We start from the raw sequence: 13753 nt of genomic DNA, 5'->3' as shown, positions 1-13753 counted from the left end.
ATGGTGCTTTGCCATGGAAGGTCGTCGATGCCGTCTTCATCGCCCCTGACCCTGCCGGCACGCAGCGCCATCGTCCTGATTGCCCTGCTGCAGGGTCTGATGCTGTATTCCGCGCAGGAACTGTCCGATGCGTGGCCGTTCCGCGATATCGGCTGGCGCTACTGCTGGTACGCCTGGGTGCTGGCCATTCCCAGCGCGGTGGCGCTGAGCCTGGTCGAGCTGGGCCAGCGCCGCCTGTGGCTGCAGGCCGCGCTCGGTTCGGCGGTGGTGCTGGCGCTGGCCGCCTGGACCGGCTGGAACCTCAACGGAGAGACCGCACTGGACTCGGGCGCGCTGCAGATCCCGCTGACCCTGGGCATGGCCGTGGCGGTGTTCGTGGCCCTGCCCTGGTGGCAGTTCCAGCTGCAGCACGGGCATTGGCGCGCCAGCTACCCGGAACTGTTCGAGCGTGCCTGGCAGAACGGATTGACCCTGGCCCTCGCCGCACTGTTCACCGGGCTGACCTGGCTGCTGCTGTGGCTGTGGGCGGCCCTGTTCCAGCTGCTGGAGGTCACGGTCTTCCGCGACCTGTTCCGCCAGGATGCCTTCATCGCCCTGGCCACCGGCAGCCTGGTCGGGTTCGGTGTGCTGATCGGGCGCACCCAGCACCGCGCGATCCAGATCACCCGCCAGGTGCTGTTCGCGATCGGCCGCGGGCTGCTGCCGCTGCTGTCGTTCATCGCGGTGCTGTTCGTACTGAGCCTGCCCCTTACCGGGCTGGAACCGCTGTGGAAGACCCGCTCGGCCGCCAGCCTGCTGCTGGTGCTGTCGCTGTTGCTGGTGACGTTCACCAATGCGGTCTACCAGCAGGGGGACGACACCACGCCCTACCCCCTGCTGCTGCGCCGGCTGGTTGAAGCCAGCCTGCTGGCGCTGCCGGTCTACGCGGCGTTGGCGCTGTATGCACTGGCCCTGCGCGTGGCGCAGTACGGCTGGACCGTGGACCGGTTCTGGGCGGTGCTGATCGCGCTGGCCGTGGCCGGCTATGCCGTGGGCTATGCAGTGGCGGTGCTGCGCCGGCAGGGCCGCTGGTTGCAGACACTGGAACCGGTCAACCGCTGGATGTGCTGGGCGGTACTGGCACTGGCATTGCTGGGCAACTCGCCGCTGCTGGACCCGGTGCGGCTGACCCTGCCCAGCCAGCTGGCGCGCCTGCGTGCGGACCCGCCGGCGATCACCAGCAGTGACGTCAATGTGCTGCGCTTCGATCTTGGGCGCCGTGGCGTGCAGGCGCTGCGCGACCTGCAGCGTGATCCGGCCATCACCGCCGATGCCAACGCGCCACAGGTGATCGCGGCAGCGCTGGCACGCACGTCACGCTGGGACGACGGACAGCGCCTGGACAAGGGCCCACAGGACGTCGCCGCCCTGCAGCGCGCGCTGAAGCTGGCCAAGGGATCCAGCTCGCCACCGGACGACTGGTGGCAGGCACTGGCCACGCGCGCGATCGATGGCGAATCCTGCGCTCAGAGCGAGCGCGACTGCCTGATCGTGCATCGCGACCTGGATGGCGACGGCAACACCGACGTGCTGCTCTGCGAGCTGTACACCATCCGTGGGCCGGACTGCGTGCTGTACGCACGTGGCAGGGATACCCAGTGGCGCCGGGCCGGTTCGCTGTTCGGCACCGTCAGCGGTCAGGCCGAGGCAATCAACCAGGCCCTGCGTGATGGCAAACTCACTCTCGAACCGCCGCGCTGGCCGATGCTGTCCATCGGTGGGCGCCCCGCAGTGGCCATCGATCCCGAACCCGAATCCAACGAGTCTTCCCCATGAGCGGCTACTGCCTCATCGCCCCGGGCCATCCGGTGCACGACTACTACCACGCCAACGAGTACGGCTTTCCGCAGCGTGAGGAGCGCGAGCTGTTCGAGCGGCTGGTGCTGGAAATCAACCAGGCCGGCCTGAGCTGGGAAACGATACTGAAGAAGCGCGAGGGCTTCCGCGCGGCCTATGACGGCTTCGATGTGGACCGGGTGGCGGCGTATGCCGAGCAGGACATCGAGCGGCTGCTTTCGGACGCAGGCATCATCCGCAACCGGCTGAAGGTACTGGCGGCCATCCACAACGCGCAGGTGATCCAGCAGCTGCGGGCCAGTCATGGCAGCTTCGCGGCGTGGCTGGATGCGCACCACCCGCGCAGCAAGGCCGACTGGGTGAAGCTGTTCAAGAAGACCTTCCGCTTCACCGGCGGCGAGATCACCGGCGAGTTTCTGATGAGCCTGGGCTACCTGCCGGGGGCGCACGCCGAGGATTGCCCGGTGCATGCGCGGCTGCTGACGCTGTCGCCGCCGTGGTTGCAGATCTCCAGGTAGCGCCGGCCGCTGGCCGGCAGCCTCGGAATGCCGCAGGTGCTGCCGGCCAGCGGCCGGCACTACCGTCGAATCGTCACACGCCCATGTAGCGACCGGGGCGGTGGTTGAACATCAGCACCAGGCTGAGCACCACCGCACCGATGGCCGAGTACAGCACCTTCGACGGCGACAGCACGAAGAACGCGGCCACCATCAGGCAGGCGTCGTAGGACATCTGCACCTTGCCCGCGCTCCAGCCACGGGTGCGTTGCAGGTACACCGCCAGGATGCCGATGCCGCCGAGGCTGGCACGGTGGCGGATGAAGAACAGGATGCCCAGGCCGGACAACGCGCCACCCACGATCGCCGAATACAGCGGGTTGATGTGCGAGAAGTCGATCCAGCGCGGCAGCAGGTCGGTCAGCACGCCACAGGCGGTGACCGCAGCGAAGGTCTTTAGGGTGAATTCCCACCCCATGCGTCGCAGCGCCACCCAGTAGAACGGCAGGTTGACCAGCACGAACACCAGGCCGAAGTTCCAGCCCATCGCGTAGTGCAGCAGGAAGGCCATGCCGGCCATGCCGCCGATCATCAGCCCGCCCTTGGCGAAGATGGCAAGGCCCAGCGAGGCCACCATCGTGGCCAGCACCATGCCCTGCACATCCTCGGCGATCGAGTGACGCAGCGCTTTCTCGTCGGCGGTGGTGCCGGCGCTGTCGGGCGGCGGGGTCAGCGGACCGGCGGTGACCAGGTGGCCGTCAGCGTCGTCGCACGGCGCGGGGCCATGGGAAGGAAGGGACATGCGGGTGGGGGACAGCAGGTGGGGAGCGGTATTAGACACGATCTGCATGACAGTTGCAGATGAAATCGTTCAGCTGCGCTCGCCCATTCAGGTTATTTCGGAGGCGTCACCGGCAGCACGGCCAGCATGTCCTCGCCATCATCGTCCATGCCGGTCTCGACGAAACCGAAGCTGCCATAGAAGGCTCCCGCCACCGGATTGTGCGGGTTGTAGCAGATCTCGATCTCGACCAGGCCGGGCGTATCCCGAATCTGCTCCAGCGCCAGTTCCAGCGCGCGGCGCCCGATGCCACGCCCCTGCCAGCGCTGATCGACCATGAAGCGCCATATCGAGATGCGCTGCGGCGTCTCCGGCACCCACATGAAGAATCCGACCAGCTCGCCGTCGGCCTGGATGGCACGGGTCTGGTAGCCGGGATTGAATGCTGCCTGCACCAGCGACCAGGTATTGCCGGCGACGAAGTCCTGCTGCGCCTCACTGACCTCGAGGTCGCACACGGCTTCGTAGTTGTCGACGGTGATCGCGTCCAGCGTGACCAGCATGGGGGCGTCCTGCCTCGGGATGGACGCCCAGTCTGCCTGACTCTGGATGCCGTGTGGCCTGACCCCACACGACCGTTCAGCGCTGCGTTGCCTGCCTCATCCCTTCCCGGCCAGATGGTGCGCCACCAGCGCGTTGGCGTGGCCATGGCCCAGCCCATGCTCGCTTTTCAGGAAACTGACCAGCTCTATGTGTTTCAGGCCAGGCTGCTTCGCCAGCAGCCCGAACCAGTGCGCCACCGGCTGACCGTAGGTCTTCTCGATGGAGGGAAAGTACGAGGCCGGACCCTTGGGCTTTTCAGTGCTCATGCGGAAGCTCCTTGCGATGGATGTACCGGTACGACGAGCCGGGGAGCCGGAAATCGACAGATCTGTTCAATCCGGGAGCCGTATCATCCCGTCATGCCCCGTGAAAACCTCAATGACCTGCAGGCCTTCGTCCACGTCGCCCGCGAGGGCAGCTTCACCAGGGCCGCCGCCCAGCTGGGCGTTTCACAGTCCGCACTCAGCCATGCCATGCGCGGCCTGGAAGAGCGACTCGGCGTGCGCCTGCTGACCCGTACCACCCGCAGCGTGTCCACCACCGAGGCTGGAGCCCGCCTGCTCGAGACCCTCGCTCCGCGCCTGGCCGAGATCGAGGACGAACTGGCCGCGTTGGCCGAGTACCGCGACCGACCAGCCGGCACCATCCGCATCAATGCCACCGGCCATGCCGCCGAGTACATCGCCTGGCCGCGGCTGGCTCCATTGCTGCAGCAGTATCCGGACCTGAAGGTGGAACTGGCTGCCGACTACGGGTTGGCCGACATCGTCGCCGAGCGCTACGACATCGGCATCCGCCTCGGCGAACGGCTGGCGCGCGACATGGTCGCCGTGCCGGTCAGCCCGCCGCTGCGCATGCGCGTGGTTGGTGCGCCCAGCTACTTCCGCCAGCACGTGGTGCCACGGCATCCGGACGAGCTGGCAGACCACAACTGCGTGACCCTGCGTCTGCCCACGCATGGCGGGCTGATGCCGTGGGATTTCGGGCAGGACAGCAACGAACTGAGCGTGCGCGTCACCGGCCAATGGACCTTCAACACCATGGGCATGACCCGCGCCGCTGCGCTGGCCGGCAGCGGATTGGCCTGGCTGCCGGAAGACCAGGTGCAGCCGATGCTGGACGATGGCCGCCTGCAGTCGGTGCTGGACGACTGGTGCCCGCATTTCGATGGCTACTACGCGTACTACCCGTCGCGCCGCCACGTCACTGTGGCGATGCGCACGGTGCTTGATGCGCTGCGCGGGCCGATGAAGGGGTGAGGGTTGAGGAGTGCGGACCAACGGTCCGCACCCACCTCGGTCCGCACCCACCACCAACGGTCCGCACCCACCTGGTGGTCAGCCCTTGGCTTGCGCCGCACGCTGGGCGTTGTAGCGCTCACCGACAATCGATACTTCATCCAGCGCCTGCGCGATGCGCTGCAGCTCTTCCGGTGCCAGCTGCAGGTCGGCCGCGACCAGGTTTTCTTCCAGGCGATGGACCTTGGTGGTGCCCGGAATCGGCACGATCCACGGCGCCTGCGCCAGCAGCCAGGCCAGCGCCACCTGCGCCGGCGTCGCCCCCCGTGCTGCAGCAATCGTACTGATGCGATCCACCAGCGCCTGGTTGGCGCGGCGTGCCTCCACTTCGAAGCGCGGCACGCTGTTGCGGAAATCGTTGGCGTCGAAGGTAGTGTCGGCATTGATCGTGCCGGTCAGGAAGCCGCGACCGAGCGGGCTGAACGGCACGAAGCCGATGCCCAGCTCCTGCAGGGTCGGCAGCAGCTCGCGCTCCGGTTCGCGCCACCACAGTGAGTACTCGCTCTGCACGGCGGTGACCGGCTGCACCGCATGCGCGCGGCGCACGGTGGCGGCACTGGCCTCGGACAGGCCGAAGTGGCCGACCTTGCCCTCGGCGATCAGGTCGCGCACGGTGCCGGCCACGTCCTCGATCGGCACGTTCGGGTCGACGCGGTGCTGGTAGAACAGGTCGATATGGTCGGTGCGCAGGCGCTTGAGACTGGCTTCGGCCACGGCGCGGATGTTCTCCGGGCGGCTGTCCAGGCCGGTATCGGTGCGCGCCTCCTTGAAGCCGAACTTGGTGGCGATCACCAGCGTGTCGCGGTAGGGCGCCAGCGCCTGGCCGAGCAGCTCTTCATTGGTGTACGGGCCGTACACCTCGGCGGTGTCGAAGAAGGTCACGCCGCGCTCAACGGCGGCGTGCAGCAGCGCGATGCCCTGGCTGCGCTCGACCGGCTGGCCATAGGCATGGGTCAAGCCCATGCAGCCCAGGCCCAGGGCGGAAACCTTCAGGCCACTGCGGCCGAGTTCACGTGTCTGCATCGTCGTGCTCCAGAGGGGGAGCACTGACGATACGCCTGCTTGGGCTGCCGATTGAATGGGCAGCGTTGCAGTTGGTCATGACTGGAATTCATCAATCGCCCGCGCGCGAGGTAGAGTCGACTGTCAGTCGACTATCGCGCGCAGCGCGGCATTTCCCTGACCCTCGAAAGAGCAGTCGACTGACAGTCGACTCTACCGATCTGCAGGTCACCGGATCTCGGAGATCTCCACGCCGTCCAGCCCCTGCGACAGGGTACGCGCGTCGCCGCCCTGGCTGAGCTTGATGCGCAGGCGCACCTCGTTCTGCGAATCGGCGTAGCGCAGCGCGTCCTCGTAACTGATCTCACCGGCCTGGTACAGCTCGAACAGGCTCTGGTCGAAGGTCTTCATGCCCAGCTGGACCGAGTCCTTCATCACTTCCTTCAGCTTGTGAATCTCGCCGTCGCGGATGTAGTCCTGCACCAGCGGCGTGCCCAGCAGGATCTCCATCGCCACCTTGCGCGAGCGGCCATCGGGCGAAGGAATCAGCTGCTGCGCAACCACGCCCTTCAGATTCAGCGAAAGGTCCATCAGCAGCTGGTTGCGGCGGTCTTCCGGGAAGAAGTTGACGATGCGGTCCATCGCCTGGTTCGCGTTGTTGGCATGCAGGGTGCACAGCACCAGGTGGCCGGTTTCGGCGAACGCGATGGCGTGATCCATGCCTTCGCGGGTACGCACTTCGCCGATCATGATCACGTCCGGCGCCTGGCGCAGGGTGTTCTTCAGCGCGGCTTCCCAGCTGTCGGTATCAATGCCGACTTCGCGCTGGGTGATGATGCAGCCCTCGTGCTTGTGCACGAATTCAATCGGGTCTTCGATGGTGATGATGTGGCCGGTCGAGTTCTGGTTGCGGTAGCCGATCATCGCCGCCAGCGACGTCGATTTACCGGTGCCGGTGGCGCCGACGAACAGGATGATGCCGCGCTTGGTCATCGCCAGCGTCTTGATGATCGGCGGCAGGCTCAGTTCTTCCACGGTCGGGATGCGCGTCTCGATGCGACGCAGCACCATGCCGACCTGGTTGCGCTGGTAGAAGCAGCTCACGCGGAAGCGGCCGACACCGGACAGGCCGATGGCGAAGTTGCATTCGTGGGTCTTCTCGAATTCCTCGCGCTGCGCCGGGGTCATCACATTGAGGACCAGGTCGCGGCTCTGCTGCGGCGTGAGCGGGGTCTGGGTGATCGGCGAGATCTTGCCGTTGACCTTCATCGCCGGCGGCATGCCAGCGGTGATGAACAGGTCCGAGGCGCGCTGGTGCGCCATCAGTTTGAGGAACGAAGTGAAATCGATGGTGGTCGCGGTGGTGTTCACGGCGGGCTCCCAATGGGGCATGTACCAGGAAACGGTCGGTGGAGGAAACGGCGCGGGAACGGCGGCGCACTGGCGCACGCCGCCCCGCTGCGGCCCTGCCTTACTCGAACAGGCGCTTGTCCTTGGCGTAGTCGCGGGCCTGGTTGCGGGTGATCAGGCTGCGCTTGACCAGGTCCTGCAGGTGCTGGTCCAGGGTCATCATGCCGTACTGCTGGCCGGTCTGGATGGCCGAATACATCTGCGCCACCTTGTCTTCGCGGATCAGGTTGCGGATGGCCGGGGTGCCGACCATGATTTCCCACGCAGCGGTACGACCGCCGCCGACCTTCTTCAGCAGCGCCTGCGAGATCACCGCACGCAGCGATTCAGACAGCATCGAGCGCACCATCGGCTTTTCGCCGGCCGGGAACACGTCGATGATGCGGTCGATGGTCTTGGCCGCCGAGCTGGTATGCAGGGTGCCGAACACCAGGTGGCCGGTTTCTGCGGCGGTCAGTGCCAGGCGGATCGTTTCCAGATCGCGAAGTTCGCCCACCAGGATGATGTCCGGGTCCTCACGCAGCGCCGAGCGCAGTGCTTCATTGAAGCCATGCGTATCGCGGTGTACTTCGCGCTGGTTGATCAGGCACTTCTGCGAGGTGTGCACGAATTCGATCGGATCCTCGACGGTGAGGATGTGGCCGTATTCGTTCTTGTTGATGTAGTCGATCATCGCCGCCAGCGTGGTCGACTTGCCCGAGCCGGTCGGGCCGGTCACCAGGATCAGGCCCTGCGGCTGCTGGATCACCTCGCGGAACAGCGGCGGGCAGGCCAGGTCCTCGAGGGTGAGCACCTCGGACGGAATGGTACGGAACACCGCACCGGCACCGCGGTTCTGGTTGAACGCGTTCACACGGAAGCGCGCCAGCGACGGAATCTCGAAGGAGAAGTCCACTTCGAGGAATTCCTCGTAATCGCGGCGCTGCTTGTCGGACATGATGTCGTACACCAGCGCGTGGACCTGCTTGTGGTCCAGGGCCGGGATGTTGATCCTGCGAACGTCGCCGTCCACGCGGATCATCGGCGGCAGGCCTGCGGACAGGTGCAGGTCGGACGCTTTGTTCTTAACGGAAAACGCCAACAGTTCGGCGATATCCATGAGCGGCTACTCCCCAATAACGGCTTCGACTGGAAGGATCTTTCCCCGGGCGGCAGTATAGCCTCCTGATTCAACGGAACGCGTTACGTGGTCACTTCCCTGCCCCAGATCCTGAGCAACCTGCATGCCGCCGCCGAGGCCGCTGGCAGGCCCGATCCACGCCTGCTGGCGGTGTCCAAGACCCAGCCGGCCGAGGCCGTGGCCGCGCTGGCCGCACAGGGCCAGCACGCCTTCGGCGAGAACTACGTGCAGGAAGCGCTGGCCAAGATGCAGGCGCTGCAGCACTTGGCGCTGGAGTGGCACCTGATCGGCCACCTGCAGTCGAACAAGGCCGAGGCCGTGGCCAGCCATTTCGACTGGGTGCAGAGCGTCGACCGTCCCAAGCTGGTGACCGCGCTGGCACGCCATCGCCCGGCCGCGCGCGGCCCACTGAACGTGCTGATCCAGGTCAACATCGACGACGAATCCAGCAAGCATGGCTGTGCACCGCAAGAAGTGGATGCACTGGCCGCCGCAATTGCCGCCGAACCCGCCCTGCGCCTGCGCGGCCTGATGGCGATTCCCGCGCCATGGCCCGAGGCCGAGCGCCGTCGGGATGCATTCGTGCGCATGCGCACACTTTTCCAGTCGCTGGCTGCCCAGCACGCGCAGATCGACACGCTGTCGATGGGCATGAGCAGCGACTACGCCGAAGCCATCGCCGAGGGCGCCACCCTGGTGCGCATCGGCACCGCCCTGTTCGGCGCGCGACCGCGCCCGGCCTGATTTACCAAGGAGATTTCCATGGCAGCTGATTCCATCACCTTCATCGGCGGCGGCAACATGGCGCGCAGCCTGATCGCCGGCCTGATCCGCCAGGGCGTGCCGGCGGCGCACATCCACGTGGCCGAACCGGTGGCCGCACTGCGCCAGTCACTGGCCGCCGACTTCGGCGTGCAGGTGCATGACAACGCCGCCGATGCCGCCGCGCAGGGCCGCACCTGGCTGCTGGCGGTGAAGCCGCAGGTGCTGCGTGAGGTCTGCCAGTCGCTGCAGGCACTGGCGCAGGCGAAGCGCCCGCTGGTGGTATCGATCGCCGCCGGCATCACCAGCGCGCAGCTGGAACGCTGGCTGGGCGGCAACCTGCCGGTGGTGCGCGCGATGCCCAACACCCCCGCCCTGCTTGGCGCCGGCGTGACCGGCCTGTACGCCACGCCCTCGGTGGATGCGCAGCAGCACGCGCAGGCCGAACAGGTGCTGGCCAGTGCCGGGCGCACGGTGTGGATCGAAAGCGAGGCGCTGATGGATTCAGTGACTGCCGTATCTGGCAGCGGGCCAGCCTACGTCTTCCTGCTGGCCGAAGCGATGGAAGCGGCGGGTATTGCCCAGGGCCTGCCGGCCGACGCCGCGCGCACGCTGGTGGTGCAGACCCTGCTGGGCGCCTCGCGCATGCTCGATGAAGCCGGTGAGAGCCCGGCCGAGCTTCGCCGCCGTGTGACCTCGCCGAACGGAACCACCCAAGCCGCGATCGAGAGCTTCCAGGCCGGTGGCTTCGAGGCGCTGGTGGATACCGCACTGCGCGCCGCGCAGGTGCGTGGGCAGGAGTTGTCTGCGGCGAATGATTGATCCCGAGGTGTGCCGACCCACGGTCGGCACACACCGTCATCCACGCATGGCGCGGATGTTCATCGCCCCAATGTGGTCATGACGAAATCGACGAAGCACTGCAACCGCGGGCGCGGCCTGCGGTCGGGCAGGTAGATCAGGTGCATCGGCCGCGGTTCGGGCAGGTAGTCGCGCAGCAGCGGCTTCAACCGCCCTGCCGCAATCTCCCCCGCCAGCAGCGCGGTCGGCTGCAGCACCAGCCCTGCTCCGGCCACCGCCGCTTCGCGTAGCGCCAACCCATCGTTGCAGGTCAGGCGCGCCTCCCAATCCACCTGTTCGCCGTTGGCCAGCTGCCAACCATGGCCGCCGCGCCAGGCCAGGTGGCTGAGGCAATCATGCCCCTGCAGATCCGCGGGCGTACGCGGCGTGCCGCGCCGGCGCAGGTAGGACGGCGCCGCACACAGGCTCATCGCATACGGTGGCAGCGGCCGCGCCACCACCTCCTGCGACGGCAGTGGCCCGACCCGGATCGCCACGTCGAAGCCGTCCTCGATCAGATCCACACGGCGGTTGCTCAGATCCAGTTCGACGTTCAGCTGCGGCTGCGCGCGCAGCAGGCCGGCCAGTTGTGGCGCCAGCACGCAGCTGCCCCAGGTGGTGGGTGCGCTGACCCGCAGCAGCCCGCGCGGTTGAACCTGCAGGCCGGCCACGTCGGCTTCGGCCTGCTGCACCTGCTCCAGCACCTGCCGGCACCCGGCCAGGTAGGCACTGCCGGCTTCGGTCAGGCGCTGGCGGCGGGTGTTCCGTTGCAGCAACGCGGTGCCCAGGTGCGCCTCCAGCTGCTGGATGTACTTGCCGACCATCACCGCCGACACCTGCAGCTGTTCGGCGGCCGCTGCAAAGCTGCCACGCTCGGCCACGGCGACGAACGCCTGCATGCAGCGAAGGGTGTCCATTACTAATCCAGAGTTAGGAATCTGCGAAGCATACGCCGCTTACCTAACCCCACTGTGACGGCGCAGACTGCGCTCACTCCCTCACGCAAGGAACGGCCATGAAGATCCTCCTCGTCGGTGCCAGCGGCACCCTCGGCCAGGCAGTCGCCCACCAGCTCGGCCAGCAGCATCAGATTCTCGCCGCCGGCCGCAACAGCGGCGAACTGCGCGTCGACCTGACCGACGACGCCAGCGTCGCCGAACTGTTCGCGCGTACCGGCCCGGTCGATGCGGTGATCTCAACCGCTGGCAAGCTGCACTTCGGCCCGCTGCAGGAGATGACGCCCGAGCAGTTCAACATCGGCCTGCAGGACAAGCTGCTGGGCCAGGTGCGGCTGGCACTGGCCGCGCAGCACCACCTCAACGCAGGCGGTTCGATCACCCTGACCAGCGGCATCGTCAGCGCACAGCCGATCCGCGATGGCGTCAACGCCACTGCAGTGAATGCCGCACTGGAAGGCTTCGTGCGCGCCGCCGCACTGGAGCTGCTGCCACGCGGCCTGCGCATCAACGTGGTCAGCCCGAACGTGCTGATCGAATCGATGGCCGCCTACGGCCCCTACTTCCCTGGCTTCGAAGCGGTAAGCGCGCAACGCGCCGCACTGGCCTTCCAGCGCGCAGTGGAAGGCATCCAGAGCGGCGAAACGATCACGGTCTGGTAAGAAAAAAGGGGACGGAGGGGATTAAGTCGTTTGTGCATTAACGACTTAATCCCCTCCGTCCCCTTTTCGCGGGTCACTCCCAGCGCATCGGGCCGTCGCCGCGTTCGCCGAGGACGTCTTCGGGGTTGGCCAGGCGGCAGCGCTGCAGCGACAGGCAGCCGCAGCCGATGCAGCCGGTCAGTTCGTCGCGCAGCAGTTGCAGCATGTGGATGCGTTCTTCCAGCTCGGTGCGCCAGCGCGCAGACAGCCTGGCCCAATCGGCCTTGGTCGGTGCGCGGCCCTCGGGGAGGCTTTCGAAGGCACGGCCGACCGCTTCCAGCGGCATGCCCACGCGCTGCGCCACGCGGATCACAGCCAGCCGGCGCAGCACGTCGCGGCTGTAGCGGCGCTGGTTGCCCGAGGTGCGCAGGCTGCTGATCAGCCCCTTGCGCTCGTAGAAATGCAGCGCGGAAACCGCCACGCCACTGCGCTGGGCGACTTCGCCCACGCTCAGTTCCTGGGACACCATTGCTTGACCTCAACTGCTGTTGAGGTGTCATGCTGCTATCTTCGCCGCCAGTTGACAAGCGCGGCCCGCATCTGACCGGTATGACCCCGACCCTCTCGCCCGCCGACGCCATCGCATCGTCCGATACGTCGATCCTGTCCCCGCGCTACCGCGCCACCACCATCGGCATGGTGGCGCTGGTCGCGCTGCATGCCTTCGAGGCCCTGGCGGTGGCAGCCGCCATGCCCACCGTGGCCGAAGCGCTGGACGGCCTGCGCCTGTATGCGCTGGCGTTCGGCGGCACCCTGGCCACCAGCGTGATCGGCATGACCCTGGCCGGACGCTGGGCCGACCGCCATGGGCCCGCCAGGCCGCTATGGTACGGCCTGGCCTGCTTCGTGCTGGGCCTGCTGCTGGCCGGCTTTGCGATGCGCATGGGCATGCTGGTGGCCGGGCGCCTGCTGCAGGGCCTGGGTGCGGGCGCGATCTCGGTTTCGCTGTACGTGATGGTCGGGCGCAGCTATCCCGAACACCTGCGCCCGAAGGTATTCGCCGCGTTCTCGGCCGGCTGGGTGGTGCCCTCGATGGTCGGCCCGGCGTTGAGCGGCCTGATCGTGCAGCACCTGGGCTGGCGCTGGGTGTTCCTGGCGGTGCCATTGCTGGCGGTTCCGGCGGCCCTGCTGCTGCGCCCCGCGCTGGCGCGCATGCAGCGCAGTCCCGCCAGCACCGCCGACGATGGACGCGGCAAGGTGGTGCGCTGGGCCAGCGGAGCCTCGCTGGCCGCGTTGCTGCTGTACTTCGGCGGTCAGCAACAGGGCCTGCCCGCCCTGCTCTGCATCGGTGTGGCGATGCTGGCGCTGCTGTTCTGCGTACATCGACTGCTGCCGGCCGGCACACTGGTCCTGCGTCGTGGCCTGCCCAGCGTGATCGCGCTGCGTGGCATCGCGGCGGCCGCGTTCTTTGCCTGCGAGGCCTACCTGCCGTTGCTGCTGCAGCGCGAACGTGGCCTTTCGCCCAGTTGGGCCGGTGCCGTGCTCAGTCTTGGCGCACTGGGCTGGTTCGCCGGCTCGTGGCTGCAGGGCCACCAGCAGCGTGGCTGGTCACGCCAGCAACTGCTGCAGGCCGGCACGACGATGATGACAGTCGGCATCGCCGCCACGCTGGCAGTGCTGTTCAACGTGGTGCCACTGCCGGTGTCGCTGCTCGGCTGGGCCGTGACCGGCTTCGGCATGGGCATGATCTATGCAAGCCTGTCGGTGCTGACGCTGTCGCTGTCGGCGCCGCAGGAGCAGGGTGCCAACACCTCGGCACTGCAGCTGAGCGAGGCCCTGTCGGTGACCACCGCGCTGGCGGTCTCCGGTGCATTGTTCGCATTGTTCGTGGAAAGCGCCCCGCACACCGGCTACCTGCTGTGCCTGGCCATCACCTTCGGCCTGGCGGTGTTGGCCACGGTGATCGCGCGACGGGTGTAGCGCCGCCGGAGGGATTCCGCCGGGCCA

At 67.3% G+C, this 13753-nt stretch carries 14 protein-coding genes and 1 pseudogene; 7 read left to right on the top strand and 8 right to left on the bottom strand.

Annotated elements, in window-relative coordinates; genetic code table 11:
* The first annotated feature begins 27 nt into the window (after window positions 1–27).
* Both N5J73_RS04245 and N5J73_RS04240 read left to right on the top strand, forming a co-directional pair.
* Window positions 28–1815: a DUF4153 domain-containing protein gene (locus N5J73_RS04245; RefSeq protein ID WP_049444175.1), complete on the top strand. Its 1788-nt coding sequence runs from the start codon at window positions 28–30 to the stop codon at window positions 1813–1815.
* Entirely contained in the window at window positions 1812–2354 is a 543-nt protein-coding gene (locus tag N5J73_RS04240) for a DNA-3-methyladenine glycosylase I (RefSeq protein ID WP_049444173.1), read from the top strand. The genes N5J73_RS04245 and N5J73_RS04240 overlap by 4 nt, the downstream gene beginning before the upstream one ends.
* A 73-nt stretch (window positions 2355–2427) precedes the next feature.
* Here the strand turns inward: N5J73_RS04240 and N5J73_RS04235 are convergent, their stop codons facing one another.
* From N5J73_RS04235 to N5J73_RS04225, 3 genes are all read right to left on the bottom strand, one after another.
* A complete protein-coding gene (locus N5J73_RS04235) occupies window positions 2428–3135 on the bottom strand; it encodes a YitT family protein (protein WP_014036228.1) in 708 nt (235 codons plus the stop codon).
* A gap of 92 nt (window positions 3136–3227) precedes the next feature.
* A complete protein-coding gene (locus N5J73_RS04230) occupies window positions 3228–3677 on the bottom strand; it encodes a GNAT family N-acetyltransferase (RefSeq protein ID WP_049444171.1) in 450 nt (149 codons plus the stop codon).
* A gap of 96 nt (window positions 3678–3773) precedes the next feature.
* Window positions 3774–3983 (bottom strand): DUF4287 domain-containing protein, encoded by a 210-nt coding sequence (locus tag N5J73_RS04225; protein ID WP_049444169.1) that lies wholly within the window; start codon window positions 3981–3983, stop codon window positions 3774–3776.
* 93 nt (window positions 3984–4076) lie between these two features.
* On the opposite strand from N5J73_RS04225, the gene N5J73_RS04220 reads away from it, so the two are divergent.
* On the top strand, window positions 4077–4976 hold the full coding sequence (locus N5J73_RS04220) for a LysR family transcriptional regulator (RefSeq protein ID WP_049444167.1): 900 nt from the start codon (window positions 4077–4079) through the stop codon (window positions 4974–4976).
* 78 nt (window positions 4977–5054) lie between these two features.
* Here N5J73_RS04220 and N5J73_RS04215 read toward each other — a convergent pair whose 3' ends face one another.
* From N5J73_RS04215 to N5J73_RS04205, 3 genes are all read right to left on the bottom strand, one after another.
* Window positions 5055–6038, bottom strand: coding sequence for an aldo/keto reductase (locus N5J73_RS04215; RefSeq protein WP_049444166.1), 984 nt, complete (start codon window positions 6036–6038; stop codon window positions 5055–5057).
* Window positions 6039–6245: 207 nt separating this feature from the next.
* On the bottom strand, window positions 6246–7409 hold the full coding sequence (locus tag N5J73_RS04210; RefSeq protein ID WP_049434422.1) for a PilT/PilU family type 4a pilus ATPase: 1164 nt from the start codon (window positions 7407–7409) through the stop codon (window positions 6246–6248).
* 79 nt (window positions 7410–7488) lie between these two features.
* On the bottom strand, window positions 7489–8526 hold the full coding sequence (locus N5J73_RS04205) for a type IV pilus twitching motility protein PilT (RefSeq protein ID WP_006422551.1): 1038 nt from the start codon (window positions 8524–8526) through the stop codon (window positions 7489–7491).
* A gap of 87 nt (window positions 8527–8613) precedes the next feature.
* On the opposite strand from N5J73_RS04205, the gene N5J73_RS04200 reads away from it, so the two are divergent.
* Both N5J73_RS04200 and proC read left to right on the top strand, forming a co-directional pair.
* Entirely contained in the window at window positions 8614–9291 is a 678-nt protein-coding gene (locus tag N5J73_RS04200) for a YggS family pyridoxal phosphate-dependent enzyme (protein ID WP_049444165.1), read from the top strand.
* 18 nt (window positions 9292–9309) lie between these two features.
* Window positions 9310–10131: a pyrroline-5-carboxylate reductase gene (gene proC, locus N5J73_RS04195; RefSeq protein ID WP_049444164.1), complete on the top strand. Its 822-nt coding sequence runs from the start codon at window positions 9310–9312 to the stop codon at window positions 10129–10131.
* 59 nt (window positions 10132–10190) lie between these two features.
* Here proC and N5J73_RS04190 read toward each other — a convergent pair whose 3' ends face one another.
* On the bottom strand, window positions 10191–11066 hold the full coding sequence (locus N5J73_RS04190) for a LysR family transcriptional regulator (protein ID WP_049444163.1): 876 nt from the start codon (window positions 11064–11066) through the stop codon (window positions 10191–10193).
* Window positions 11067–11137: 71 nt separating this feature from the next.
* Between N5J73_RS04190 and N5J73_RS04185 the strand changes: the two are divergent.
* Window positions 11138–11767 (top strand): annotated as a pseudogene (locus N5J73_RS04185) (short chain dehydrogenase); the annotation flags it as partial.
* Between the two features lie 73 nt (window positions 11768–11840).
* Here N5J73_RS04185 and soxR read toward each other — a convergent pair.
* Window positions 11841–12275 carry a redox-sensitive transcriptional activator SoxR gene (soxR, locus tag N5J73_RS04180; protein WP_057501902.1) on the bottom strand — a complete coding sequence of 145 codons (435 nt, stop codon included), beginning with the start codon at window positions 12273–12275 and terminating at the stop codon, window positions 11841–11843.
* Between the two features lie 29 nt (window positions 12276–12304).
* Here soxR and N5J73_RS04175 point away from each other — a divergent pair, with 29 nt between their 5' ends.
* Entirely contained in the window at window positions 12305–13726 is a 1422-nt protein-coding gene (locus N5J73_RS04175; RefSeq protein WP_049444156.1) for an MFS transporter, read from the top strand.
* Window positions 13727–13753 lie beyond the last annotated feature (27 nt).

This window comes from Stenotrophomonas sp. GD03654, assembly GCF_029845105.1.
Classification (GTDB): Bacteria; Pseudomonadota; Gammaproteobacteria; order Xanthomonadales; family Xanthomonadaceae; genus Stenotrophomonas; species Stenotrophomonas africana.
This window is presented reverse-complemented; position numbering and strand designations above follow the sequence as displayed.

What these genes read in the sequence shown, in the direction of transcription:
- soxR (WP_057501902.1), bottom strand. Translation starts at nt 12,275, where the DNA reads ATGGTGTCCCAGGAACTGAGCGTGGGCGAAGTCGCCCAGCGCAGTGGC.
- N5J73_RS04240 (WP_049444173.1), top strand. Translation starts at nt 1,812, where the DNA reads ATGAGCGGCTACTGCCTCATCGCCCCGGGCCATCCGGTGCACGACTAC.
- proC (WP_049444164.1), top strand. Translation starts at nt 9,310, where the DNA reads ATGGCAGCTGATTCCATCACCTTCATCGGCGGCGGCAACATGGCGCGC.
- N5J73_RS04205 (WP_006422551.1), bottom strand. Translation starts at nt 8,526, where the DNA reads ATGGATATCGCCGAACTGTTGGCGTTTTCCGTTAAGAACAAAGCGTCC.
- N5J73_RS04215 (WP_049444166.1), bottom strand. Translation starts at nt 6,038, where the DNA reads ATGCAGACACGTGAACTCGGCCGCAGTGGCCTGAAGGTTTCCGCCCTG.
- N5J73_RS04235 (WP_014036228.1), bottom strand. Translation starts at nt 3,135, where the DNA reads ATGTCCCTTCCTTCCCATGGCCCCGCGCCGTGCGACGACGCTGACGGC.
- N5J73_RS04190 (WP_049444163.1), bottom strand. Translation starts at nt 11,066, where the DNA reads ATGGACACCCTTCGCTGCATGCAGGCGTTCGTCGCCGTGGCCGAGCGT.
- N5J73_RS04210 (WP_049434422.1), bottom strand. Translation starts at nt 7,409, where the DNA reads ATGCCCCATTGGGAGCCCGCCGTGAACACCACCGCGACCACCATCGAT.
- N5J73_RS04225 (WP_049444169.1), bottom strand. Translation starts at nt 3,983, where the DNA reads ATGAGCACTGAAAAGCCCAAGGGTCCGGCCTCGTACTTTCCCTCCATC.
- N5J73_RS04220 (WP_049444167.1), top strand. Translation starts at nt 4,077, where the DNA reads ATGCCCCGTGAAAACCTCAATGACCTGCAGGCCTTCGTCCACGTCGCC.
- N5J73_RS04230 (WP_049444171.1), bottom strand. Translation starts at nt 3,677, where the DNA reads ATGCTGGTCACGCTGGACGCGATCACCGTCGACAACTACGAAGCCGTG.
- N5J73_RS04245 (WP_049444175.1), top strand. Translation starts at nt 28, where the DNA reads ATGCCGTCTTCATCGCCCCTGACCCTGCCGGCACGCAGCGCCATCGTC.
- N5J73_RS04175 (WP_049444156.1), top strand. Translation starts at nt 12,305, where the DNA reads ATGCTGCTATCTTCGCCGCCAGTTGACAAGCGCGGCCCGCATCTGACC.